A 25,173-nucleotide genomic window follows, 5' to 3' on the forward strand; every position below is an offset into this window, starting at 1 on the left:
GCTGACCTTCGCTTCCCTGGAGGAAGCACGAGTTGGTTAAGAAACCTTCCGCGACACGGCTGGACCGATTGGCGGATGCGACTGTGGCTGGGGAAGGGCCTGAGTACCTTGGCATTGTGCCACGTCAACCATATGACGACAGAACGCGGCTGCGCAAGGCCCGCAACCCTACCCCGATTCGCGCCCGCGGTCAGGTGGCGGACAGTAACTGTTTGATCTGCTGGAGCGTGGCCGGATCGTCGATGGTGGTCAGGTCGCCCGGGTCGCGCTGCTCGCAGACGGCCTGGATCGCCCGGCGCAGCAGCTTGCCGCTGCGGGTCTTGGGCAGGCCGCTCACGAAGCGCACGCGCGCAGGCCGCGCCAGGGCGCCGAGCTGGTCGGCCACGACCTTCATGATTTCGCCCTCGAGCTTGAGCGCCGCGTCGGCATCGGTCACGGCAAGGCCGTCCTTCGGCACGACGAAGGCCATCGCCACCTGCCCCTTGAGCGTGTCGGCCACGCCGACCACCGCCACCTCGGCCACGTTGGCGTGGCCCGAGATGCTCTCCTCGATCTCGCGAGTGCCCAGGCGGTGGCCGGCCACGTTGATCACGTCGTCGGTGCGGCCCAGGATGTAGAAGTAACCGTCGGCGTCGCGGATGCCCCAGTCGAAGGTCGAATAGACCATCTTGCCCGGCACGCTCTTCCAGTAGGTGTTGACGAAGCGGGCGTCGTCCTTCCACACGGTCTGCATGAAACCCGGCGGCGTGGGGCCCTCGACCACGACCACGCCCTTCTCGTTCGCGCCCGTGAGCTCCTCGCCGGTCGACTCGTGCAGGATCTTGATGCGGTAGCCGTACATCGGCACGCCGGGGCTGCCGAACTTGCTGGGCTTGGCTTCCACGCCGTTGGCGATGGTGATCATCGGCCAGCCCGATTCGGTCTGCCAGTAGTTGTCGATGATCGGCACGCCCAGGCCCTCGCTGATCCAGCGCGCAGTCGGTTCGTCCAGCGGCTCGCCGGCCAGGAACAGCGCGCGCAGGGTCGACAGGTCGTACTTCTTGAGCAGCGCCGGGTCTTGCTTCTTGAGCACGCGCACGGCGGTGGGCGCGCTGAACATCACGGTCACCTTGTACTTCTCGACCAGGCGCCACCAGATGCCGCCGTCGGGCTGCTGGTCGATGCCCTGCGTGGGCAGGCCCTCGTACATGATGGTGGCCATGCCCGCGATCAGCGGGCCGTAGACGATGTAGCTGTGGCCCACCACCCAGCCGATGTCGCTGGTCGAGAAGTAGGTTTCGCCGGGGCGGCCGTCGAAGATGTGCTTCATGCTCGCGGCCAGCGCCACGGCGTAGCCGCCCACGTCGCGCTGCACGCCCTTGGGCTTGCCGGTGGTGCCGCTCGTGTAGATGGTGTAGCTGATGTCGGTCGAGGCCAGCCAGGTGCAGGGCACCTGCGCATCCAGGTGCTTGTGCCTCAGGTCGCCCGCCAGATGGTCGCGGCCGGCGGTCAGATCCATGGGCGCCAGGCCGCGATCGGTCAGCAACACGGCTTCAGGCTTGTACTTCGACAGGCGGATGGCTTCGTCGAGCAGCGGCTTGTACGCGATGACTTTGCCGCCGCGCGACCCCGCGTCGGCGCTCACGACCACCTTGGGTTCGGCGTCCTCGATGCGCGTGGCCAGCGAGCCACTCGCGAAACCACCAAACACCACGCAGTGGATGGCGCCGATGCGCGCGCAGGCCAGCATCGCGAAAGCGGCCTCGGGAATCATCGGCATGTAGATGAGCACGCGGTCGCCCTTGCCCACGCCCAGCTCGACGAGGCTGGCGGCGGTGCGCTGCACCTCGGCGTGCAGTTCGGCGAAGCTGTAGCTTTTCTCGGTGCCGGTCTCGGTCGACACGAAGATCAGCGCCGGCTGGTCGCCCCGATCGGCCAGGTGCCGGTCGACGGCGTTGTGGCACAGGTTGGTGGTGCCGCCGACGAACCAGCGCGCGAACGGCGGCTGGCTGGCGTCGAGGATCTGCTGCGCGGGCGTGTGCCAGTCGATCAGCTTGGCCTGCTCGGCCCAGAAAGCCTCGGGCGCGTCGACGGACTGGCGGTAGAACTCTTCATAGCGGCTCATCGGGATCTGTCTCCTGTTTTATGGATGCCGTTCCGGACTCGCGCCGAAACTGAATTCATAATTATGGGGACCGATCTTGCGGGAAGCTGACAGCCGCGGCAATCCGGGCGGCACCCTTGCCGGGCCGCCCTTCGACAGCAATTCAGTGAATCAGCGGACTAGCGGATCAGTGCCTGCAGGTCGCGGAACGCCGGGTGCTCGGCGGTGCGCAGCCACTCGAAGCCGACCATCTCGGTGGTCACCAGCTCGGCGCCCGCGCCGGCCAGCCGGTCGAAGGCGGCGTCGCGGTTGCGCTCGGTGCGCGAGCTGCAGGCGTCGGTGACGACCCACACGTCGAACTCGTCCTCGAGCAGGTCGAGCGCGGTCTGCAGCAGGCAGACATGGGCTTCGCAGCCGGCGATGACGATGGTGTTGCGCTCTTCGGCCGCGGCCGGGGGCTTCTGCAGGTGCTTGGGCAGGCTGCGGGCATTGCCCTGCGGCGCGGCCTTGGCGGGCGGACGCAGCCATTCGCCGAGCCCCTCTTCCACGCCGCTGAAATGCATCTTGGCCAGCGTCTTGCGACAGAAGGCACGGATCTCGGGCAGGTTCTCGCCCAGCTTGGACGGGTTCTGCTCGGTGCCCCAGACCGGCACGTCGACCCACTGCGCCATCTGGCCCAGGCGCGCCGCGTTGCGCGCTGCCGCCTCGCCTTCGAAGATCGCCGGCATCAGCCGCGCCTGGTAATCGACCAGGACGAGTTGGGATTGCGTGGCGTCGAGCAGCATGGACTTCTTCTTTCAGGTATCGGTTGAACTGGGCTGAACCGTACCACTGAAAAGAGCGGGTTTCACCGCGTCTTCCGCTGTTGCGACAGGGGTCGATCGCTGTGCCAGTTGCGCGAGGTAGGTCTTGAACAGCGCATCGGCCGACTGCCTGAACATGCGGATGCGCCCCGTGTGCTGCATCAGCAGCAGGCCGACGCCGTGCGCGAACAGCGCCGTGTTCTCCTGCTGCGCGAGGTCGGCATCGAGGCCCAACGCCAGCAGCGCTTCCTCGCAGGGGCGCAGGGCGTCGTAGAGGCGGTCGTTCAATTCGTGATCGAGCGCGTGCGTCAGTCCCCGGGGCCGCATGCCATGCACCAGATAGAAGCCGAGGTCGAGGTCGCGCGGGTTCGCCGCGTAGAAATCGAACCAGGCCTGGGCCTTGGCGGCCAGGGTCTGGTCGGGCCGGACCTCGGACACCGCCACCTCGGCCACCGCGGCCTGCAGGCGCAGCAGCGACTCGTCGAGCAAGGCCGCGTAGATCGCCTCCTTGCTCTCGAAGTACGAATAGATGGCGCCCGGCGTGTACCCGGCTTTCTTCGCGATCTCACGGATGCTCGCGCCCTCGATGCCCGCCTCGGCGAACACCGTTCGGGCGGCGTCGAGCACCAGGGCGCGGCGCGCGTCGGTGAGGGTCTGGCGGCGTTGGAGCTTGGCGTGCATGGGCGGGACTATAGCCCTCGATCTGGTTACTGATCATTTTTTCGAACGTTGATCTAAAAATTGAACAGTGTTTAAATCTTTGCGCCAACGGTCCAAAAACCCCCACGAGCCCCTGGAGACAACACGCATGAATGCCTCGCCTTCCGACGCCCTCCTCATGTCCGGCGCCGACTACCGTGAATCGCTGCGCCGCTACACGCCCACCGTGTTCGTCGACGGCCGCCGCGTCGCCAGCGTGGCCGACGAGCCCGCCTTCCAGCCCGGCATCAACGCCATCGCCCTCACCTACGACCACGCGCTCAAGTCCGAGTACGCGCCGCTCATGACCGCCGTGCAGCACACCAGCGGCAAGCGCGTGAACCGGCTCTCGCACATCAACACGAGTTCAGGCGACCTGCTCAACAAGCTCGAGGCCGTGCGACTGGTCTGCCAGGAAACCGGCTGCGCCCAGCGCTACCTGACGCACGACGCGCTCAACGCCATCGCCCAGGTGTCGGCGCGCATCGACGACGCGCGCGGCAGCACCGAGCACACCGCGCGCTTTCACAACTACCTGCACCGCATCCAGGACCAGGACCTGACCCTGGGCGTCGCCATGACCGACGCCAAGGGCGACCGCAGTCGCCGGCCGCACGAGCAGGCGAACGTCGACAGCTACCTGCACGTGGTCGAGCGCAACGCGCGCGGCATCGTCATTTCGGGCACCAAGGCCATCGTGACCGGCGCGCCGTATGTGCATGAATTGCTGGTCATGCCCTGCCGCAACATGGGCAAGGAAGACGCCGACTTCGCCGTCTGCTGCGCCGTGCCGCTCGACGCGCCCGGCCTCACCATCGTCGCGCGGCCCGCCGGGCGACCCGGCGAGAAGCTGGAGCACGGCGACGCCCTCTTCAGCCGCAAGTACGGCCAGAGCACCGGCGTGTGCATGTTCGACCGCGTGTTCGTGCCGTGGGAGCGCGTGTTCTACGCCGGCGAATGGGAGCACTCGGGCCACCTGACCTACAGCTACGCCACGCACCACCGCCACAGCTGCATCGCCGCCCGCGCCGGCTTCGGCGACCTGCTGATCGGCGCCGGCGCGCTGATGTGCGAGGCCAACGGCTTCGACCCCGGCAAGGAGAGCCACCTGCGCGAGCAGATGGTCGAGCTCATCACCATCACCGAGAGCTTCTTTGCCTGCGGCGTGGCGGCCAGCGTCTACGGCAAGGCCGACGACCACTGCGAGGTCTTCATGCCCGACCCGATGTTCAGCAACATCGGCAAGCTGCTGCTGGCCACCAAGATCTACGACATGCACCGCATCGCGCACTACGTGAGCGGCGGCCTGATCGTCACCCTGCCCGGCCCCGACGAAGACCACAACCCCGAGACCGCGGCGCGGCTGTCGGAGGTGCTGCGCGCCAACCCCGCCATTCCCTACGAGCAGCGCATCGAGACCGCGCGATTCATCGAAGAACTCACGGCCGGCTATCAGGGCGGCTGGTACAGCGTGATCAGCCTGCATGGCGGCGGCTCGCCGGCGGCGATGAAGCAGGAAATCTGGCGCAACTACCCGGTGGGCTCGAAGGTCGAGCTGGTCGAGCGCCTGCTCGAGCGCGGCATCGCAGCCGACGGCACGCCGACCGCCGCGCCGCACGACCCGCAACGCGCCATCACGAAGAACCGCCAGCCCGGCAAGTGCTGCGACACCGGCTGCACCGTGCCGGGACAGCCCGTGATGGTCGACCTGCCAATTCCGGTGTCGCGCACCTAGACTCCGGCGGATGCAGACCCTGTCGCTCCTGCGCCGCCGCCTCGCCCTGTTCCTCGGCGCCGCCTCGTTGCTGCTGCTCGCCGGCTGCGGCGGGTTGCGCACCGCCGAGGCACCACTGGCCAGCACACTGGAAAAGAGCAGTTGCACCCGCAACGCCGACACGCTGATCGTGCTGCTGCCCGGCGCCTACTCGGCGCCCGAGGAGTTCGTGCGCGAAGGCTTCATCGACGCGCTGAACGAGAGCCGGCTCGCGGTCGACACCCTGCGCGTCGATGCCCACATGGGCTACTACCGCAACAAGACCATCCTCGACCGGCTGGCGCAGGACGTGATCACACCGGCGCGCCGCCAGGGCTACAAGGCGATCTGGATCGCGGGCATCTCGGTCGGCGGTTTCGGCGGGCTGCTGTATGCCCAGACGCACCCCGGCGACCTCGCCGGCCTGGTCGTGCTGGCGCCCTACCTGGGCGAACGCGTGCTGAGCCAGGACATCGCCAATGCCGGCGGCCTGTCGCGCTGGCGCGGCCCGCTCGAAGCACCACCCGGCAGCGACCCACGCACGCCCAGCGACACGCAGCTGTGGCAATGGCTGCGCGGCTACGTCGGCCACACCCGCACCTTCGGCGACCGGCCGCCGCTGTACCTGGGCTACGCGCTCGACGACCGCTTTGCCTTCAGCCACCGGTTGTTGGCTGGCGCGCTGCCGGCGGAACGCGTGGTCACGACCGAGGGCGGACACGACTGGCCCGAGTGGCGGCGGCTCTGGCGCCGCCTGCTGCCGACGCTGCCGCTGCCGGGCTGCCCGGGCTGAGGCGCCCGTCAGTTCGGCCGCAGGCGCAGCAGCTTGCCGTCGGACTCGTCGGTGAGCACGTAGAGCAGGCCATCCGGCCCCTGCTTCACGTCGCGGATGCGGGCCCGGCCGTCGGCCAGCAGCTTGTGCTCGGCGACGACCTTGTCGTCCTTGAGCTCGATGCGGTCGAGATAACCGAACTTCAGCGAGCCCACGAACAGGTTGCCCTTCCAGCCGGCGCCGTAGCGGTCGCTGGTGAGGAAGGCCATGCCCGAAGGCGCGATCGACGGCACCCAGTAATGCAGCGGCTGTTCCATGCCGTCCTTGCGGGTGATGCCCTCGCCGATCTTGCCGCCGCCGTAGTTCTCGCCATAGGTGATCACCGGCCAGCCATGGTTGACGCCAGCGCGCGGGATGTTGATCTCGTCGCCGCCCTGCGGGCCGTGCTCGGTCATCCAGAAGCGGCCATCGGGCGCGAGCGTCGCGCCCTGGCTGTTGCGATGGCCGTAGCTCCAGATCTCGGGCAGCGCACCCGGCTTGCCGACGAAGGGGTTGTCTTTCGGCACGCTGCCGTCCTTGGCGATGCGCACCACCTTGCCGTGGTGGTTGTCGAGCGTCTGCGCATCGTCCTTGCGGCTGAAGCGGTCGCCGAGCGTGAGGAACAGATTGCCGTCGCGGGCTTCGACGATGCGGCAGCCGAAGTGCGCGCGGCTCGCGACCTTGGGCTTCTGGCTGAAGATGACCTGCAATGCTTCCAGCTTCGTGCCGTCGGCCGACAGGCGGGCGCGTGCAAGCGCGGTGCTGTTGGCCGATCCGCCGGCCGCCTCGGGTTCCGAATAACAGAAGTACAGGGTGCGGTTCTGCGCGAAGCCGCTGTCGGCCAGCACGTCGAGCAGCCCGCCCTGCCCGCCCGCCGCGATGGGCGGCAGGCCCTGGATGGGCGCGCCCAGCTTGCCGTCGGCCGCCACCAGCCGCAGGCGGCCGGGCTTCTCGGTGACCACGAAACGGCCCTCCGGCAGGAAGGCGACGCCCCAGGGGTTTTCAAGACCGGAAGCGACGGTTTCGGTGCGCACCTGCGCCATGGCCGCGCCAGCCATGCCACAACCCGCGAGCACCAAGAGGCTTCCCAGGGAGCGAAGAAAGGAGCAATTTCGCAAGTTCATGAAGATTTCCTGAATTTGAGGCCGTCTTGACAACAAATGGAATGCACATATCGACTTTTAAGACTTCGAAGTCATATCAGCCGAGGTGTTTACATTCGAATCCTTATGCCGCATAAACGTTCACCGTTACATTTTTTCTTCCGCCGGATCGAAAAAACACATGTAAATCAATGGTTTACGCACGCATTCAACAATTCAGATTAAATTGACATAACTGCGCGTCATCAATATCCTACGCGCCATGCGTTTTTTCGTCCTACCCGTATCCCTCCTGTTCGCCGTGGCCGTCCACGCCGCCCCCCCTCAACAGGATCGATCGGATGAGATGGACCGAATCCTTGCCGAACGCGGCCTGGTCGGCCAGTTCCATCAGGTTCGCCAGACCGTCGCAGAGCGCACGTCCGACCTCGTCGTGACCGCCATCGGTTTCCTCGGCGTTCCTTACCGCCGTGGCGGCAACACCGCCGAATCCGGCTTCGACTGCAGCGGCTTCGTCCGCGCCATGTACAACCAGACGGTGGGCCACGTGCTCCCGCGCCGCGCCGAAGAACAGGCCGCCGCCACCGAGAAGATCGACCGCAGCCAGCTCAAGCCCGGCGACCTCGTGTTCTTCAACACCATGCGCCGCACCTTCAGCCACGTCGGCATCTACGTCGGCGAAGGCAAGTTCATCCACTCCCCCCGCTCCGGCGCCCAGGTCCGCGTCGAAGACATGAACGGCAGCTACTGGCAGCGTCGCTTCGACGGTGCCCGCCGCGTGCTCAGCGGCCAGGGCGACGAGGTCAAGGCCGCGGCCATGGGCACCGCCAGCGACTGATTCGGCACACCGAATCCAGGACGAAAAAAATCCCGCCGCGGCGGGATTTTTTGTGGGCGCTCGACAGGCGCCGTAGCGCCTCTCGATCAGGCCGCCTTCTTCGCCGGCGGCAGGTCCGTGCAGGTGCCGTGCGCCACTTCCGCCGCCATGCCGATGCTCTCGCCCAATGTCGGGTGCGGATGGATGGTCTTGCCGATGTCGATCTCGTCCGCGCCCATCTCGATGGCCAGCGCGATCTCGCCGATCATGTCGCCGGCGTGCGTGCCGACGATGCCGCCACCCAGGATGCGGTGCGTCTCGGCGTCGAACAGCAGCTTGGTGAAGCCTTCGTCGCGACCGTTGGCGATGGCGCGGCCCGATGCGGTCCACGGGAAGTGGCCCTTCTTGACCTTGATGCCTTCGGCCTTGGCCTGGTCTTCGGTGAGGCCGACCCATGCCACTTCGGGGTCGGTGTAGGCCACGCTGGGGATCACGCGGGCGTTGAAGGCGGCGCTGGACAGCTCCTTGTCGCCCTTCTGCTCGCCGGCGATCACTTCAGCCGCCACATGCGCCTCGTGCACCGCCTTGTGCGCCAGCATGGGCTGGCCCACGATGTCGCCGATGGCGAAGATGTGCGGCACGTTGGTGCGCATCTGGATGTCGACCGGAATGAAGCCGCGGTCGCTCACCGTGATGCCGGCCTTCTCGGCGCCGATCTTCTTGCCGTTCGGGCTGCGGCCCACGGCCTGCAGCACGAGGTCGTACACCTGCGGTTCCTTCGGCGCGTTCTCGCCCTCGAAAGTGACCTTGATGCCCTCCTTCGTGGCTTCGGCGCCGACCGTCTTGGTCTTGAGCATGATGTTGTCGAAGCGCGGCGCGTTCATCTTCTGCCAGACCTTCACGAGGTCGCGGTCGGCGCCCTGCATCAGGCCGTCGAGCATCTCGACCACATCGAGGCGCGCGCCCAGCGTCGAGTACACGGTGCCCATTTCGAGGCCGATGATGCCGCCGCCCAGCACCAGCATGCGCTTGGGGTCGGTGCCCATCTCGAGCGCGCCGGTGGAGTCGACCACGCGCGGGTCCTTCGGCATGAAGGGCAGGCTCACCGACTGCGAACCGGCCGCGATGATCGCGTTGCGGAACTTGACGGTCTGCTTCTTGCCCGTGGTGTCCCAGCTCGTGCCCGAGGTTTCTTCGACTTCCAGGTGGTACGGGTCGATGAAGTTGCCGACGCCGCGCAGCACCGTCACCTTGCGCATCTTGGCCATGGCCGTAAGGCCGCCGGTGAGCTTGCCCACCACCTTGTTCTTGTGGCCGAGCAGCTTGGCGCGATCGACCGTGGGCGCGGCGAAGCTCACGCCCAGGTCGGCGAAGTGCTTCACCTCGTCCATGACGGAAGCGACGTGCAGCAGCGCCTTCGAAGGAATGCAGCCGACGTTCAGGCACACGCCGCCGAGGGTGGCGTAGCGTTCGATCAGCACGACCTTCAGGCCGAGGTCGGCCGCGCGGAAGGCGGCCGAGTAGCCGCCGGGGCCCGCGCCCAGCACGACCACGTCGCACTCGACATCGACCTTGCCGCCGTAGCTGGATGCCGCCACGGACGCTGCCGCGGCAGGGGCCGGTGCGGCCGCCTTGGGCGCAGGCGCAGCTGCCGCCGGTGCGGGGGCAGCAGCCGGCGCGGGCGCGGCGGCCCCGTCGACTTCGAGCGTCAGCACGACCGAACCTTGCTTGACCTTGTCGCCGACCTTCACGGCCAGCGACTTCACCACGCCGGCGGCCGACGACGGAATCTCCATCGAGGCCTTGTCCGATTCGACCGTGATGAGCGACTGCTCGGCCTTGACCGTGTCGCCGACGTTGACCAGCACCTCGATCACCGCGACTTCGTCGAAGTCGCCGATATCCGGCACCTTGATGTGTTGTTCGCTCATTTGGACACTTTCAGTTTGAGTGTGAGAACGTCGGCCGGCAGGGCCGAATTGCGATCGAATTCGCAGGCGGCGGCGATGCCCGCCTCCGCCACGTCGCGCGCGTTGCGCGACTTGTTGTCATAGGCCGCGTGCATGGCACCGAGCGCGAAGCTGCGTCCCGAGCCGATGGCCCAGTACTGCTTGAACTCGAACACCTCGCGGTAGCTGTAGATGCCGTAGATGCCGCTCGGGTTGGCCAGCAGCATCGTGAACTGGCTCGACTCGTAGGGCTCGTGCTCGTCTTCCTTGGTCTGCATGAAGAACGAGTCCTTCAGCACCGGATGCAGCTGCGTGAAGGTGTGGAACACCTCGTGCTTGCTGCCGAACTGCAGCGCCTCGCGCGGCTGGGCCGCCAGCGCATGCTGGAGCACCAGCTGGTGCGCGGCGGCGCCCGCCACCGCGAACAGGCTCTGGCCCGCGGCATCCTCGACGGTGAAGATCTTCTGGTTCGCTTCGGCGTTGTGCGACATGCGCGTGTCGCCAAAGGTCACCAGCGAATCGGCCGCCATCGTGACCTGGCCACCCTTTCGGACGGCCACTACGGTGGTCATAGCAGGATGCGACGGTAGTCCGCGAGCACCTGGCCCAGGTAGGCGTTGAAACGCGCAGCCAGAGCGCCATCGATCACGCGGTGGTCATACGACAGCGACAGCGGCAGCGTGAGACGCGGCACGAACTGCTTGCCGTCCCACACCGGCTTCATCTGGCCCTTGGAGAGGCCGAGGATGGCCACTTCGGGGGCGTTGATGATGGGCGTGAAGTGCGTACCGCCGATGCCGCCGAGCGAGCTGATCGAGAAGCAGCCGCCCTGCATGTCGGCCGAGCCGAGCTTGCCGTCGCGCGCCTTCTTGGCGAGTTCGCCCATCTCGGCGCTGATCTGCAGGATGCCCTTCTTGTCGGCATCCTTCAGCACCGGCACCACGAGCCCGTTGGGCGTGTCGGCCGCGAAGCCGATGTTGTAGTACTGCTTGTAGACGAGCTGGTCGCCGTCCAGGCTGGTGTTGAAGTCGGGGAATTTCTTCAGCGCCGCGACCACCGCCTTGATCACGAAGGCGAGCATCGTGACCTTGATGCCCGACTTCTCGTTCTCCTTGTTGGTGGAGACGCGGAAGGCTTCGAGCTCGGTGATGTCGGCTTCGTCGTTGTTGGTGACGTGCGGAATCATCACCCAGTTGCGGTGCAGGTTCGCGCCGCTGAGCTTCTTGATGCGCGACAGGTCCTTGCGCTCGACGGTGCCGAACTTCGTGAAGTCGACCTTCGGCCACGGGATGAGACCCAGCGCCGCGCCGTCGCCACCACCACCGGCCGGCGCCTTGGCCGCCGAGGCCTTGGTGCTGGCCTGGCCGCTCATCACGGCCTTGGTGAAGTTCTGGACGTCTTCCTGCGTGATGCGGCCCTTGAGGCCGGAACCCTTGACCTCTTCGAGCGGCACGCCGAGTTCGCGTGCGAACTTGCGCACCGAGGGCGAGGCGTGCGGCAGGCTGCCGGTGGGCGCCGAGGTCGGCTGGTGGGCCGGGGCGGCTGCAGCAGGTGCTGCGGCGGCCGGTGCAGGTGCGCTGGCGGTTGCGGCGGCGGGCGCAGCAGCTGCGGCCTGTGCCGGCGCGGGCGCCGATGCGGGTGCGGCAGCCCCTGCGGCGCCTTCGAGCACCGCGATCAGGTCGCCGATGTTGACGGTGTCGCCGACCTTGACCTTGAGTTCCTTCAGCACGCCGGCAGCCGACGACGGGATTTCCATCGAGGCCTTGTCCGACTCCACCGTGATCAGCGACTGCTCGGCGGCGATGGTGTCACCCACCTTCACCAGCAGCTCGATGACCGCGACGTCCTTGAAGTCGCCGATGTCCGGCACCTTGATGTCGACCGGGCGCGAAGCAACCGGTGCGGCTGCGGCGGGCGCAGGCGCTGCAGCAACCGGAGCGGGTGCCGCGGCAGCAGGCGCAGCGGCCGGCGCCGGGGCGGCGGCAGCCGCGCCCTCGGCCTCGACCACCAGCACCACCGAGCCTTCCTTGACCTTGTCGCCCACGGCGACCTTGATTTCCTTGACCACACCGGCCGTGGACGACGGGATTTCCATCGACGCCTTGTCCGATTCGACCGTGATGAGCGACTGTTCGGCCTTGACCGTGTCGCCCACCTTCACGAGCACCTCGATCACCGCGACTTCATCGAAATCGCCGATGTCCGGCACCTTCACTTCCACTGCTGCCATATCGTTGTCTCCCGCCGTCAGGCGCCGTTCGTTCGTTGGTTGTTGATGTTCAAGCGTAAAGCGGGTTGACCTTGTCGACATTGATGCCGTACTTCTTGATCGCTTCCACCACCTTGGCCACCGGCACGGTGCCATCTTCGCTCAGCGCCTTGAGCGCGGCCACGACGATGTAGTGACGATTGATCTCAAAGTGTTCGCGCAGCTTGGCGCGGAAGTCGCTGCGGCCGAAACCGTCGGTGCCCAGCACCTTGTAGTTGCGGCCCTTCGGCACGAACGGACGGATCTGCTCGGCGTACGCCTTCATGTAGTCGGTCGACGCGATCACCGGGCCGGTCGAGGCACCGAGCTGCTCGGCCACGAAGGGCACGCGCGGCGTCTGGTCGGGGTGCAGCAGGTTCCAGCGGTCGGCGTCCTGGCCGTCGCGGGTCAGTTCGTTGAAGCTCGGGCAGCTCCACACCGAAGCCGACACGCCCCACTCCTTCTCGAGCAGCTCCTGCGCCGCGAAGCTTTCGCGCAGGATGGTGCCGCTGCCCAGCAGTTGCACGGTCGGCGCTTCCTTGGCGCCCTTGGCGGCCTTGACCACCGGGCCCTGCTTGGACAGGTACATGCCCTTGATGATCTGCTCTTCGGTGCCGGGCTGCAGGCCGGGCATCGCGTAGTTTTCGTTCAGCAGCGTCAGGTAGTAGTAGACGTTGTCCTGCTTCTCGACCATGCGCTTCAAGCCGTGGTGAAGGATCACGCCGACTTCGTGCGCGAAGGTCGGGTCGTAGCTCACGCAGTTCGGGATGGTGTTGGCCAGGATATGGCTGTGACCGTCTTCGTGCTGCAGGCCTTCGCCGTTCAGCGTGGTGCGCCCCGAGGTGCCGCCCAGCAGGAAGCCGCGGGCCTGCATGTCGCCGGCCGCCCAGGCCAGGTCGCCGATGCGCTGGAAACCGAACATCGAGTAGTACACGTAGAACGGCACCATGATGCGGTTGTTTGTGCTGTACGACGTGGCCGCCGCGATCCAGCTGGACATGCCGCCGGCTTCGTTGATGCCCTCTTGCAGGATCTGGCCGGCCTTGTCTTCCTTGTAGTACATGACCTGGTCCTTGTCGACCGGGGTGTACTGCTGACCGTGCGGGTTGTAGATGCCGATCTGGCGGAAGAGGCCCTCCATGCCGAAGGTGCGGGCCTCGTCCACCAGGATGGGCACGACGCGCGGGCCCAGGGCCTTGTCGCGCAGCAGCTGCGTGAGGAAGCGCACGTAGGCTTGCGTGGTCGATATCTCGCGGCCTTCGGCCGTGGGCTCCATCACTGCCTTGAAGGTGTCGAGCGAGGGCACCGTGAAGCTCTCGTCGGCCTTCACGCGGCGATGCGGCAGGTAGCCGCCCAGGGCCTTGCGGCGCTCGTGCAGGTAGCGCATTTCCGGCGTGTCGTCGGCCGGCTTGTAGAACGGCAGCTCGGCGATCTGGCTGTCGGGAATCGGGATGTTGAAGCGGTCGCGGAAGGCCTTGATGTCTTCGTCGCCGAGCTTCTTGGTCTGGTGGACCGTGTTCTTGCCTTCGCCGATCTTGCCCATGCCGAAGCCCTTGACGGTCTTGACGAGCAGCACCGAGGGCTGGCCCTTGTGGTTCTGGGCGGCGTGGAAGGCGGCGTACACCTTCTGCGAATCGTGGCCGCCGCGCTGCAGGTTCCAGACCTCGTCGTCGGTCAGGTGCTCGACCATCTTCAGCGTGCGCGGGTCGCGGCCGAAGAAGTTCTTGCGCACGTAGGCGCCGTCGTTGGCCTTGAACGACTGGTAGTCGCCGTCGTTGCACTCCATCATGATCTTGCGCAGCGCGCCGTCATGGTCCTTCTCGAGCAGGGCGTCCCAGCCCTTGCCCCAGATGAGCTTGATGACGTTCCAGTTGGCGCCGCGGAACTCGCCTTCGAGCTCCTGGATGATCTTGCCGTTGCCGCGCACCGGGCCATCCAGGCGCTGCAGGTTGCAGTTGATGACGAAGATCAGGTTGTCGAGGTTCTCGCGCGCGGCCAGGCCGATGGCGCCCAGCGATTCGACTTCGTCCATTTCGCCGTCGCCGCAGAACACCCACACCTTGCGGTTCTCGGTGTTGGCGATGCCGCGGGCGTGCAGGTACTTCAGGAAGCGCGCCTGGTAGATCGCCATCAGCGGGCCCAGGCCCATCGACACCGTGGGGAACTGCCAGAACTCGGGCATCAGCTTCGGGTGCGGGTAGCTCGACAGGCCCTTGCCGTCCACTTCCTGACGGAAGTTGAGCAGCTGGTCTTCGGAGAGGCGGCCTTCCAGGTAGGCGCGGGCATAGATGCCGGGCGACACGTGGCCCTGGATGTACAGCAGGTCGCCGCCGTGGTTTTCGCTCTCGGCGTGCCAGAAGTGGTTGAAGCCGGCGCCGAACATGCTGGCCAGCGAGGCGAAGGAGCCGATGTGGCCGCCCAGGTCACCGCCTTCGGGCGGGTGGATGCGGTTGGCCTTGACCACCATGGCCATGGCGTTCCAGCGCATGTAGGCGCGCAGGCGCTGTTCGATCTCGAGGTTGCCGGGGCTGCGGGCTTCCACGCCCGGCTCGATGGTGTTCACGTAGCCGGTGTTGGCCGAGAACGGCATGTCGACGCTGTTCTGGCGCGCATGTTCGAGCAGTTGTTCGAGCAGGAAGTGCGCCCGCTCGGGCCCTTCGCTCTGGATGACGGAAGACAGTGCATCCATCCATTCACGCGTCTCCTGGGCGTCCGCATCGTTTGCGGCCGAGCCGAACAGGTTCTCGGGATTTGCCGACATGCTTGTCTCTCCTTTTAGGGCTGTGGCTGTAATTTAGTGCGCTGGGCACCGAGCGCGCCGGAGTTTCGCATAGAAGTTTCCCTATTTCAAATAGTGCTTGTTGATTTCTTATTATGAAATATCAAGGAGGCACGTCCCCGGCAGGGCCTCTTCGCCGCAAGGGCCATCACCTAAACTCCGCCCATGCCCCTTTCCTCCCCGCTCGCGGTCGCCCGCAGTGCCGTCAAAGCCTCGCCGCTGTCCTGGTGGCGCACGTGGTGGCGCAAGCAGACACCCGTGCTGCAGGACGCCGTCGCGATGCTCGCGCCGATGGCGGCCGTGCTGCTGTTTCTCGCGGCCATCGTGTCGGCGTTCTGGTACCTGCGCTCCGAAGAAGTCGAGCGCGAGCAGGAGTCGGTACGGCGCGATGTCGAGTACGCGCAACAGCGCATGCGCCTGCGTTTGCTGGAGCGGCAGGAACAGCTGATGCGCATCGCGCGCGACGCCTCCAACCGCGAGATCGATCCGGTCGAGTTCACGAGCCGCGCCGAATCGCTGGTGAGCCAGTTCCCCGAGCTGCAGACCATCAGCTGGATCGACGACCGCCGCCGTTTCAAGGCCGGCTATGCCGCACCCAGCGTGCATCCGGCGCAACAGCACCTGATCGGCGACGTGCTGCGCCCCGGCGACATCGAAAGCAACTATGCGCTGGCACGCGAACTGCGCCAGCCGGTGTACTCGCAACCCGTGGCCGGCGGCGAGCCGGCCGCGATGCTGCAGCTGCACATCCCGCTGTTCGACCAGGGCCTGTTCGCGGGCGTCGTGCTCGGCGAGTTCTCCATCGACGGCCTGCTGCGCTACGGCATGCCCTCCGAGGTGCAGGCGCGCTATGCCGTCTCGCTGCTCGACGCCAAGGGCAACGTCATCGCCGGCAACACCACGCCGCTGAAGAACAGCGGCACCCGCCTGCTGCCCTGGACCGAAGCCACCAACGAATACGAAGTGCCGGTGTCGCCCGTGGGCAATGCGCTGATGCTGCGCGCGCAGGCCTACCGCACCTCGCAGGGCGTGGTGGGCAACGGCCTCTTCTGGCTCGTGTGCGCGCTCAGCGTGATGACCAGCTGGATGCTGATCGGCACCTGGCGCCACACGCGGCGACGCCTGCAGGCGCAGCAGCGGCTGGTGGCCGAAACCAACTTCCGCCGCGCGATGGAAAACTCCATGCTCACCGGCATGCGCGTGCTCGACCTGCAAGGCCGCATCACCTACGTGAACGCCGCGTTCTGCGCCATGACGGGCTGGAGCGAAGACGAACTCGTCGGCCAGACGCCGCCCTTCCCCTATTGGCTCGAATCCGACCGCGAGGTGATGAACGAGCGCCTCGAAGAAGAGCTGCACGGCCGCGCCCTGCCCGGCGGCTTCCAGGTGCGCGTGAAGCGCAAGAACGGCAGCGTGTTCAACGCGCGCCTGTACGTGTCGCCGCTGATCGACGCGCGCGGCCACCAGACCGGCTGGATGACGTCGATGACCGACATCACCGAACCGACGCGCATCCGCGAGCAGCTGTCCGCCTCGTACGAACGCTTCACCACCGTGCTCGAAGCGCTCGACGCTGCCGTGTCGGTGGCGCCCATCGGCAGCGAAGAACTGCTGTTCGCCAACAAGCTGTACCGCCTGTGGTTCGGCTCCGACACCGTGGGCCACCTGGGCATGGTGGCGCAGGCCGGCGTGCCGCCGTCGAACGCGCACGACGAAGGCCTGGACGACGTCGACCCCTATGCCGGCCTGCCCATCGACACGCTCACCGCCGCCCAGACCGCGAACAACGAAATCTTCGTGCCGCACCTGGGCAAGTGGCTCGAGGTGCGCTCGCGCTACCTGACCTGGGTCGACGGGCGCCTGGCGCAGCTGGTGATCGCCACCGACATCACGCCGCGCCGCGACGCCGAAGAGCAGGCCGCCGCGCAGGCCGACAAGGCCCAGGCCGCGAGCCGCCTGATCACCATGGGCGAAATGGCGTCGAGCGTGGCGCACGAGCTGAACCAGCCGCTCACGGCCATCGCCAACTACTGCAACGGGATGATGTCGCGCATCAAGGGCCAGACGATCGACAACGACGCCCTGCTTGCCGCGCTCGAAAAAACCTCGAAGCAGGCACAGCGCGCGGGCCAGATCATCCAGCGCATCCGCTCCTTCGTGAAACGCAGCGAACCCAACCGCACGCCGGCCGACGTCGCCACCATGGTGAGCGAGGCGGTCGAACTCGCGGGCATCGAGCTGCGCCGGCGCAACGTGCGCCTGAACCACTACGTGGCCGCGCGGCTGCCGGTGGTGCGCGTCGACCCGATCCTCATCGAGCAGGTGATGGTCAACCTGCTGAAGAACGCGGCCGAATCCATCGACATCGCCGACCGCCCGCTGGCGCGCCGCAGCGTCGAATTGCGCGTGCTGCCCAAGGTGATCGAGGGGCACAATGCCATCGAGTTCTCGGTGCAGGACACGGGCAAGGGCCTTTCGCCCGAGGTCATGGACCGGCTCTACGAAGCCTTCTTCTCCACCAAGCCCGAGGGCATGGGCATCGGGCTCAACCTGTGCCGCACCATCGTCGAGTCGCACCGCGGCCGGATGCAGGCGGAGAACATCTACAATGGCCCGGATGTGATCGGATGCCGTTTTTCCTTCTGGATTCCGGTGTTGGACGCTATCAGTTCCGTAGCAAGCGACGAGGCAAAGGTACCTGCATGAGTTTGATTCCGAAGAAGGGCACGGTCTATGTCGTCGATGACGACGAAGCCGTACGCGATTCGCTGCAATGGCTGCTCGAAGGCAAGGACTACAGAGTCCGCTGTTTCGAGTCCGCCGAATCCTTTCTCTCCCGATACGACCCGCGCGAAGTCGCCTGTCTGATCGTCGATATCCGCATGGCCGGCATGACCGGCCTCGAATTGCAGGATCGGCTGATCGAACGGCGTTCTCCGTTGCCGATCGTGGTCATCACCGGCCACGGCGACGTGCCGATGGCGGTCGACAGCATGAAGAAGGGCGCCATGGATTTCATCCAGAAGCCCTTCAACGACGAAGAGTTGGTGTCACTGGTCGAGCGCATGCTCGAACACGCACGCGGCGCCTTCACGCAGCACCAGCAGTCGGCCAGCCGCGACGCGTTGCTGTCCAAGCTCACCGGCCGCGAGGCGCAGGTGCTCGAGCGCATCGTCGCCGGCCGCCTGAACAAGCAGATCGCCGACGACCTGGGTATCAGCATCAAGACGGTGGAGGCGCACCGCGCCAACATCATGGAAAAGCTCAACGCCAACACCGTGGCCGATCTGCTCAAGATCGCGCTCGGGCAAGCGGCCCCAGCCGCCAAGGCCTCCTGAGCCGCAGCTATCCCTGCGATAGCCACGCACCTTCCCCACGCCTGCGCAAGCGGGCGTTTTTACTTGGAAAATCAAAACCGATGACCGCCCAACTGATCGACGGCAACGCCCTCGCCAAAACCATCCGCGCCGAGGTGTCCGGCCGCACCGCTGCGCTGAAGGCCCGCGGCGTGAACCCGGCCCTGTCCATCATCCTGGTGGGCAGCGATCCGGCGAGCCAGGTCTACACCAAGCACAAGGTCAACGACAGCACCGAGACCGGCCTCTCGGCCACGCTCGAGACCTACCCCGCCGACCTGAGCGAGGCCGACCTGCTGGCGCGCATCCGCGCCCTCAACGACGACCCCAAGGTGCACGGCATCCTCGTTCAATTGCCGCTGCCCAAGCACATGGACAGCCAGAAGGTCATCGAGACCATCTCGCCCGCCAAGGACGTCGACGGCTTCCACGTGGCCAGCGCCGGCGCGCTGATGACCGGTGCCCCGGGCTTCTGGCCATGCACGCCGCACGGTTGCATGAAGATGCTCGAATCGATCGGCTACGACCTGCGCGGCAAGCACGCCGTGGTCATCGGCCGCAGCAACATCGTCGGCAAGCCGATGGCCATGATGCTGCTCGCCAAGAGCGCCACCGTGACCATCTGCCACAGCGCCACCCAGGACCTGGGTGCGATCACGCGGCAGGCCGACGTGATCGTCGCCGCCGTCGGCAAGCTGGACCTGCTGACCGCCGACATGGTGAAGCCCGGCGCCGTCGTCATCGACGTGGGCATGAACCGCAAGGCGGACGGCAAGCTGGCCGGCGACGTCGATTTCGACGGCGTGAAGGAAGTGGCCGGCTGGATCACCCCCGTGCCCGGCGGCGTCGGCCCGATGACGCGCGCCATGCTTCTGGTCAACACCCTTGAAGCGGCCGAACGCGCCGCAAGATAAGAACCACCCCGTTGTTGGCTCACTGCGTGTAGCCGCCTCCCCCTCAACGGGCACCACCAGCGGCCCGGCAAAGCCGGTTCCGCGGAGGTTCCCGAAATGGCTTCGCTACGCTCGCCCAGGATCTTTCACATGACCAATCCGCTCCTCGACTTCACCGACCTCCCCCTGTTCGACCGCATCAAGCCCGAACACGTGTCGCCCGCGGTCGACGCGCTGCTGGCCGATGCCGAGGCCGCGCTGCAGACGGTGACGGCGCCCGAATTCCCGACCGACTGGATCGCGATCTCCAAGGTGCTCGACGTGGCCTCCGAACGCTTCAGCCGCGCCTGGGGCGCTGTCGGCCATCTCAACGCCGTGGCCGACACGCCCGAGCTGCGCGCCGCCTACAACGAGGCCATGCCGCGCGTCACCGCCTTCTGGACCCGCCTGGGCTCCGACGAGCGCCTGTACGCCAAGTACAAGGCCATCGACCCGGCCACGCTCAACCCCGAGCAGCGCCAGGCGCACAAGAACGCCGTGCGCAACTTCGTGCTCGGCGGCGCCGAGCTGCAGGGCGAGGCCAAGCAGCGCTTTGCCGACATCCAGGAACGCCAGGCCGAGCTGAGCCAGAAGTTCAGCGAGAACGCCCTCGACGCCACCGACGCCTTCGCGCACTACGCGCAGCTCGGTGAACTCGACGGCGTGCCCGAAGACGTGGTGAGCGCCGCGCGCGCGGCCGCCGAGGCCGAAGGCAAGAAGGGCTACAAGCTCACGCTCAAGATGCCGTGCTACCTGCCGGTGATGCAGTTCGCCAAGAGCAGCGCGCTGCGCGAAACCCTGTACCGCGCCTACGTCACGCGCGCCAGCGAACTCGGCGACCCGAAGTTCGACAACACCGCGCTCATCACCGAGATCCTCGCGCTGCGCGAGGAAGAATCGAAGCTGCTGGGCTACAAGAATTTCGGCGAACTCTCGGTCGTGCCCAAGATGGCCGAATCGCCCGAGCAGGTCGTCAAGTTCCTGCGCGACCTCGCCGCCAAGGCCAAGCCCTACGGCGAGCGCGACCTGGCCGACCTGCGTGCCTTCGCGGCCGAACAACTGAACCTCGTCGACCCGCAGGCCTGGGACTGGACCTACGTCGGCGAGAAGCTCAAGGAAGCGCGCTACGCCTTCAGCGAGCAGGAGGTGAAGCAGTACTTCCCCGCGCCGAAGGTGATGGCGGGCCTCTTCAAGATCGTCGAGACGCTGTTCGAGGTGTCGATCCGCCGCGACAGCGCGCCCACCTGGCACCCGAGCGTCGAGTTCTATCGCATCGAGCGCGCCGGCCAGAAGGTCGGCCAGTTCTACCTCGACCCTTCCGCCCGCGCCGCCAAGCGCGGCGGCGCGTGGATGGACGACGTGCGCGCCCGCTGGCTGCGCCCCGACGATGGCGTGCTCCAGACGCCGATCGCGCAGCTGGTCTGCAACTTCGCCAGCGGTGTCGACGGCCAGCCGCCGCTGCTCACGCACGACGACGTGACCACCCTCTTCCACGAGTTCGGCCACGGCCTGCACCACATGCTCACGCAGGTGAACGAGCGCGATGTGTCGGGCATCAGCGGCGTCGAGTGGGACGCGGTCGAACTGCCGAGCCAGTTCATGGAGAACTTCTGCTGGGAATGGGACGTGCTCGCCCACATGACGGCCCACGTCGACACCGGCGAGCCGCTGCCGCGCGCGCTGTTCGACAAGATGACCGCCGCCAAGAACTTCCAGAGCGGGCTGCAGACGCTGCGCCAGATCGAGTTCTCGCTGTTCGACATGCTGCTGCACACCGAGCACCAGGCTGCTGCTGCCGCCCCGGGCGCCGTGATGGCGCTGCTCGGCCAGGTGCGCGCCGAAGTGGCCGTGATGCCCTCGCCGCCCTTCAGCCGAACGCCGAACACCTTCAGCCACATCTTCTCGGGCGGCTACGCGGCCGGCTACTACAGCTACAAGTGGGCCGAGGTGCTGAGCGCCGACGCCTACGCGGCCTTCGAGGAAACGGTGGGCGCCGACGGCGAACCCAACATCGAGACCGGCCGCCGGTACCGCCAGGCCATCCTGGAGGCCGGCGGCAGCCGCAGCGCCATGGATTCGTTCAAGGCCTTCCGGGGCCGCGAACCGCAGCTTGATGCGCTGCTGCGACATCAGGGCATGGCTCAGGCCCAGCCCGCTTGATACGGCGCTGAAGCTTGCGATACTCGGGAGATATGTATCCGACTTTTTACAAACTCCCGATGCGCGGCCTGATCGGCCTGGTCCTCGTGTTGTCGACCGCCAGCGTGCTGGCGCAGGCGGTCTACCGCCAGGTCGACAAGAACGGCAAGGTCACGTTCTCGGACCAGCCCCCCGTCGTCACCAACGCGCCGACGGGCGGGCCCCAGCCGGCCGGCGTCAACGCGCCGACGAACAGCGGGCTTCCCTACGAATTGCGCCAGGTGGCACAGCGCTACCCCGTCACGCTCTACAGCGGCGAGGGCTGCAGCCCCTGCAACGAGGCGCGCACGCTGCTCACCACGCGCGGCATTCCCTTCGAGGAACGCACCATCAAGAGCAACGAGGACGTCGACGCCCTGCAGCGCCTGAGCGGACAGAACGCGCTGCCGCTGCTGACCGTCGGGTCGCAGCAGCTCAAGGGCTTCTCGGATGTGGAATGGTCGCGCTACCTCGACGCGGCCGGCTATCCCAAGAGCAACAGCCTGCCCGCAGGCTACCGCCCGCCGGCTGCGCGCCCGCTCGTCGCGCAGCAGGCACCGGCGGCGGCCGCCCCCCGTGCGACCGACACGCCCCTGCAGCCGCCGAACCCCGCGCCGGCGCCGCCCTCGAACGCGCCGGGCCCGAACAACCCGGCCGGCATCAAGTTCTAGGAACGACGGGGGCCTCGCCCCCGTGCTGCATCGCCGCCGCTCAGCCGGCGAACTGCAACGTCTTCACGCCCGACGTCGTGCCCAGCAGGCACACGTCGGCCTTCTGGTGCGCGAAGACCCCCACCGTCACCACGCCGGGCCACTGGCTCACTTCGGATTCGAAGGCGCGCGGGTCGGTGATCCGCAGGCCGGTCACGTCGACGATGTGCTGGCCGTTGTCGGTCACCAGCGGCAGGCCGTCTTTTTCGCGCACCTGGGCGATGCCGCCCAAGCCGGCGAACTGGCGCATCACGCGGCGCACGGCCATCGGGATCACCTCCACCGGCAGCGGAAAGGCGCCGAGCGTCTCGACCAGCTTGGAGGCGTCTGCGATGCAGACGAAGCGCTTGGACTGCGCCGCGACGATCTTCTCGCGCGTGAGCGCCGCGCCGCCGCCCTTCACCATGAAGCCCCGGTGGTCGATCTCGTCGGCGCCGTCGATGTAGACGGCCAGCTCTTCCACCTCGTTGCTGTCGAACACCGGGATGCCCAGTGCGCGCAGGCGCTCGGTGGACGCGACCGAACTGGAGACGGCGCCCTTGATCTCGTCCTTGATCGTGGCCAGCGCGTCGATGAACTTGTTGACCGTGGAGCCGGTGCCCACGCCGACGATTTCGCCCTTGACCACGTAGGCCAGCGCGGCAAGGCCGACCTGGGCCTTGAGTTCATCCTGGGAAAGAGGGGTTGGGGAGGCGGGTGCGGTCATCGCGGAGAATCCTTGGCTCATTGAAGTCGAGAATTATCCGATGCCCCTGCTGTTGCCCTCTTCGCTCTATGGCCTGGCCCGCCCTTTTCTGTTCGGTTTCGACCCCGAGCACGCCCATGAGATCACCCTCGACGGCCTGGCCCGCACCCAGAACACGCCATTGGCCTGCGCTTACGCGGCGACGCGCGTCGAAGACCCGATCCAGCTGGCAGGCCTGAATTTCCCCAACCGCGTCGGCCTGGCCGCCGGGCTGGACAAGAACGCGCGCTGCATCGACGCCTTCGCGGCCATGGGCTTCGGTTTCGTCGAAGTCGGCACGGTCACGCCCAAGGGCCAGCCCGGCAACCCGAAGCCGCGCATGTTCCGCCTGCCGCAGCGCGACGCACTGATCAACCGCCTGGGCTTCAACAACGAAGGGCTCGACGCCTTCCTGGCCAACGTGCAGAAGGCGCGCTTTCGCAAGCTGGCCGGCGGCGGCAAGTCGCCGATGCTGCTGGGCCTGAACATCGGCAAGAACGCGGCCACGCCGATCGAGCGCGCGGTGGACGACTACCTGGCCTGCCTGGACGGCGTCTACCCGCACGCGGACTACGTGACGATCAACATCTCCAGCCCCAACACGGCCAACCTGCGCTCGCTGCAGAGCGACGAAGCGCTCGACGCCCTGCTGGGCGCCGTGGCCGAGCGGCGCGAAGCGCTGGCCACGCGCCACGGCAAGCGCGCGCCGCTGTTCGTGAAGATCGCCCCCGACCTCGACGACGCACAGGTCGCGGTGATTGCCGCCACGCTGCAGCGCCACCGCATGGACGGCGTGATCGCCACCAACACCACGCTCGCGCGCGACGCGGTGGCCGGCCTGCCGCACGCCCAGGAAGCCGGTGGCCTTTCGGGCGCGCCGGTGCGCGAAGCCAGCAACCGCGTGATCGCGCAACTGCGCGCGGCACTGGGCAAGGACTTTCCGATCATCGGGGTGGGCGGCATCCTGAGTGCGGCCGATGCCAAGGCCAAGATCGCCGCGGGCGCGGACGTGGTGCAGATCTACACCGGCCTGATCTATCGCGGCCCCGGGCTGGTCCGCGAAACGGCCCAGGCGCTGCAGCGGGATCGCCGCAAGGCCTGAGCCGGTTTTCTTCTAGCTACCGGTGGCTCAGCGCATGCGCCAGAGCACCGGCGCAATGACCGTGGCCCAGCGCAGCAACCGCTTCGGGCGGATCACCGCCACGGCAGCGGCAGCGACCACCCCGGCAGCCACCGGGTGCTCGCGCGCAATGCGCAACGCGGTTGCCGCGGCCGATTCGTTGACGGGCTCGCCCGAGGCCGGCTGCGTCTCGCGACCGCCCTGCAGGGTGGCGATGCGCTCGCGCTGGCGGTCCATGCGGGCCAGCAGCTCTTCGCGCGTGGCGGGGCGCGGCGGACGCGGCGCTTCGTCGTCCAGCTCCGGGTCCTTGCCGAGGTTGAAGCGGTCCTGGACCCAGGCCCAGTCGCGCTCGAACTCCTGAAAGGTCGGAACGAAGCTGTTGGAGGCGTTGCTCAGGCTGCGCATCAGGCCGATGACGGCCGCCAGCCACAGCACCGCCCAGACACCGGCCACCACCCAGGCGGCGGTGACGCGGTACGGCGTGTCCCAGTAATGCACGACCACCGCCATCGAGAGCAGCGCCACCGCGACGGTGGTCAGCCCCAGCACGGCGACGACCAGGACGAGGGTCAGCTTCAGGCGCTGCTTCTCGTCCTCCCAGGCCATGCGCAGCAACTGCACCCGGTCCTCGGCCGCCAGCGCACCTTCGGCGGCGGCGATGCGCAACCGGCGGATGCGGGCATCGAGCCCGAACAGGGACAGCAGTCTCATGCGCCGCCTCCGCCCTCACCGGCCACAGTGTGGCAACGGCGAACGAAGGGACGGCGGTGTGCGCTCAGGCGGGTGCAGTGACGCTCAGCGGCGGCCAAGCAACAGGCCCACCAGCACGCCGACGGCCAGTGCGGCACCGGCAACCTGCCAAGGTTCATCGTGGGCGTAGGTGTTGGTGGCGGTGGCCGCCTGGCGCGCCTTCTTGGCGGCCAGCTTGCTCTTTTCGGAAGCCAGCTCGCGCGCGATGGCGAGCTTGGTGTCGATGCGTTGGCGCAGCGCCTTGATGTGGGGAACCGAATCCAGGTCCTTGCTGGCCAGCACGCCGCGCACGTCGCTTGCGATGTCTTCGGCTGCTGCTTCAAGATTGTTGGATGCACTCATTGGAATCTTTCCTCCG

At 67.1% G+C, this 25,173-nt stretch carries 20 protein-coding genes; 9 read left to right on the plus strand and 11 right to left on the minus strand.

Annotated elements, in window-relative coordinates; genetic code table 11:
* Positions 1-190: 190 nt before the first annotated feature.
* The 3 genes from AC07OX_RS03085 to AC07OX_RS03095 form a co-directional block, all read right to left on the minus strand.
* Positions 191-2,104 carry a propionate--CoA ligase gene (locus AC07OX_RS03085; protein WP_495259815.1) on the minus strand — a complete coding sequence of 638 codons (1,914 nt, stop codon included), beginning with the start codon at positions 2,102-2,104 and terminating at the stop codon, positions 191-193.
* A 158-nt stretch (positions 2,105-2,262) separates the two neighbouring features.
* Positions 2,263-2,868, minus strand: coding sequence for an isochorismatase family protein (locus tag AC07OX_RS03090; RefSeq protein ID WP_062480816.1), 606 nt, complete (start codon positions 2,866-2,868; stop codon positions 2,263-2,265).
* 12 nt (positions 2,869-2,880) lie between these two features.
* Positions 2,881-3,567, minus strand: coding sequence for a TetR/AcrR family transcriptional regulator (locus AC07OX_RS03095; protein ID WP_495259816.1), 687 nt, complete (start codon positions 3,565-3,567; stop codon positions 2,881-2,883).
* A gap of 127 nt (positions 3,568-3,694) precedes the next feature.
* Between AC07OX_RS03095 and AC07OX_RS03100 the strand changes: the two genes are divergently transcribed.
* Positions 3,695-5,320 carry a 4-hydroxyphenylacetate 3-hydroxylase family protein gene (locus tag AC07OX_RS03100; RefSeq protein WP_495259817.1) on the plus strand — a complete coding sequence of 542 codons (1,626 nt, stop codon included), beginning with the start codon at positions 3,695-3,697 and terminating at the stop codon, positions 5,318-5,320.
* 10 nt (positions 5,321-5,330) lie between these two features.
* Positions 5,331-6,131 carry an alpha/beta hydrolase gene (locus tag AC07OX_RS03105; RefSeq protein ID WP_495259818.1) on the plus strand — a complete coding sequence of 267 codons (801 nt, stop codon included), beginning with the start codon at positions 5,331-5,333 and terminating at the stop codon, positions 6,129-6,131.
* Positions 6,132-6,139: 8 nt separating this feature from the next.
* Here AC07OX_RS03105 and AC07OX_RS03110 read toward each other — a convergent pair whose 3' ends face one another.
* Positions 6,140-7,207 (minus strand): PQQ-dependent sugar dehydrogenase, encoded by a 1,068-nt coding sequence (locus AC07OX_RS03110; RefSeq protein WP_495259819.1) that lies wholly within the window; start codon positions 7,205-7,207, stop codon positions 6,140-6,142.
* A gap of 307 nt (positions 7,208-7,514) precedes the next feature.
* On the opposite strand from AC07OX_RS03110, the gene AC07OX_RS03115 reads away from it, so the two are divergent.
* Positions 7,515-8,090: a C40 family peptidase gene (locus tag AC07OX_RS03115; protein ID WP_062480809.1), complete on the plus strand. Its 576-nt coding sequence runs from the start codon at positions 7,515-7,517 to the stop codon at positions 8,088-8,090.
* Positions 8,091-8,176: 86 nt separating this feature from the next.
* Here AC07OX_RS03115 and lpdA read toward each other — a convergent pair whose 3' ends face one another.
* Genes lpdA through aceE form a run of 4 tightly spaced genes read right to left on the minus strand, consistent with a single transcriptional unit; the run spans position 8,177 to position 15,027 of the window.
* Entirely contained in the window at positions 8,177-10,000 is a 1,824-nt protein-coding gene (gene lpdA / locus AC07OX_RS03120) for a dihydrolipoyl dehydrogenase (protein WP_495259820.1), read from the minus strand.
* Positions 9,997-10,590, minus strand: a complete 594-nt coding sequence (locus AC07OX_RS03125; RefSeq protein WP_095745669.1) for an Ntn hydrolase family protein — start codon at positions 10,588-10,590, stop codon at positions 9,997-9,999. The genes lpdA and AC07OX_RS03125 overlap by 4 nt, the downstream gene beginning before the upstream one ends.
* Positions 10,587-12,248 (minus strand): dihydrolipoyllysine-residue acetyltransferase, encoded by a 1,662-nt coding sequence (gene aceF, locus AC07OX_RS03130; protein ID WP_495259821.1) that lies wholly within the window; start codon positions 12,246-12,248, stop codon positions 10,587-10,589. Before aceF ends, AC07OX_RS03125 begins: the two co-directional genes overlap by 4 nt.
* Positions 12,249-12,297: 49 nt before the next feature.
* Positions 12,298-15,027, minus strand: coding sequence for a pyruvate dehydrogenase (acetyl-transferring), homodimeric type (gene aceE / locus AC07OX_RS03135; RefSeq protein ID WP_062479935.1), 2,730 nt, complete (start codon positions 15,025-15,027; stop codon positions 12,298-12,300).
* Positions 15,028-15,210: 183 nt separating this feature from the next.
* Between aceE and AC07OX_RS03140 the strand changes: the two genes are divergently transcribed.
* From AC07OX_RS03140 to AC07OX_RS03160, 5 genes are all read left to right on the plus strand, one after another.
* The gene (locus AC07OX_RS03140; RefSeq protein ID WP_062479933.1) at positions 15,211-17,751 is read left to right on the plus strand and encodes a PAS domain-containing sensor histidine kinase; all 2,541 of its coding nucleotides are present in this window, start codon (positions 15,211-15,213) and stop codon (positions 17,749-17,751) included.
* The gene (locus AC07OX_RS03145) at positions 17,748-18,383 is read left to right on the plus strand and encodes a response regulator transcription factor (protein ID WP_056580071.1); all 636 of its coding nucleotides are present in this window, start codon (positions 17,748-17,750) and stop codon (positions 18,381-18,383) included. The genes AC07OX_RS03140 and AC07OX_RS03145 overlap by 4 nt, the downstream gene beginning before the upstream one ends.
* An 80-nt stretch (positions 18,384-18,463) precedes the next feature.
* A complete protein-coding gene (gene folD / locus AC07OX_RS03150) occupies positions 18,464-19,315 on the plus strand; it encodes a bifunctional methylenetetrahydrofolate dehydrogenase/methenyltetrahydrofolate cyclohydrolase FolD (protein WP_159276479.1) in 852 nt (283 codons plus the stop codon).
* Between the two features lie 129 nt (positions 19,316-19,444).
* Positions 19,445-21,493, plus strand: coding sequence for a M3 family metallopeptidase (locus AC07OX_RS03155; RefSeq protein ID WP_495259822.1), 2,049 nt, complete (start codon positions 19,445-19,447; stop codon positions 21,491-21,493).
* Between the two features lie 59 nt (positions 21,494-21,552).
* Entirely contained in the window at positions 21,553-22,182 is a 630-nt protein-coding gene (locus AC07OX_RS03160; RefSeq protein WP_492727377.1) for a glutaredoxin family protein, read from the plus strand.
* A gap of 40 nt (positions 22,183-22,222) precedes the next feature.
* Here the strand turns inward: AC07OX_RS03160 and rpiA are convergent, their stop codons facing one another.
* The gene (rpiA, locus tag AC07OX_RS03165) at positions 22,223-22,927 is read right to left on the minus strand and encodes a ribose-5-phosphate isomerase RpiA (RefSeq protein WP_495259823.1); all 705 of its coding nucleotides are present in this window, start codon (positions 22,925-22,927) and stop codon (positions 22,223-22,225) included.
* A 40-nt stretch (positions 22,928-22,967) separates the two neighbouring features.
* Between rpiA and AC07OX_RS03170 the strand changes: the two genes are divergently transcribed.
* Complete coding sequence (locus AC07OX_RS03170) at positions 22,968-24,047, plus strand: quinone-dependent dihydroorotate dehydrogenase (RefSeq protein WP_495259824.1); 1,080 nt, start codon at positions 22,968-22,970, stop codon at positions 24,045-24,047.
* A gap of 27 nt (positions 24,048-24,074) precedes the next feature.
* On the opposite strand, the gene AC07OX_RS03175 is transcribed toward AC07OX_RS03170, so the two are convergent.
* Both AC07OX_RS03175 and AC07OX_RS03180 read right to left on the minus strand, forming a co-directional pair.
* Positions 24,075-24,776 carry a phage holin family protein gene (locus AC07OX_RS03175; RefSeq protein ID WP_062479920.1) on the minus strand — a complete coding sequence of 234 codons (702 nt, stop codon included), beginning with the start codon at positions 24,774-24,776 and terminating at the stop codon, positions 24,075-24,077.
* An 84-nt stretch (positions 24,777-24,860) separates the two neighbouring features.
* Positions 24,861-25,157 (minus strand): glycine zipper domain-containing protein, encoded by a 297-nt coding sequence (locus AC07OX_RS03180; RefSeq protein ID WP_056580064.1) that lies wholly within the window; start codon positions 25,155-25,157, stop codon positions 24,861-24,863.
* Positions 25,158-25,173 lie beyond the last annotated feature (16 nt).

The organism is Variovorax sp. GW821-FHT09D07, assembly GCF_059416345.1.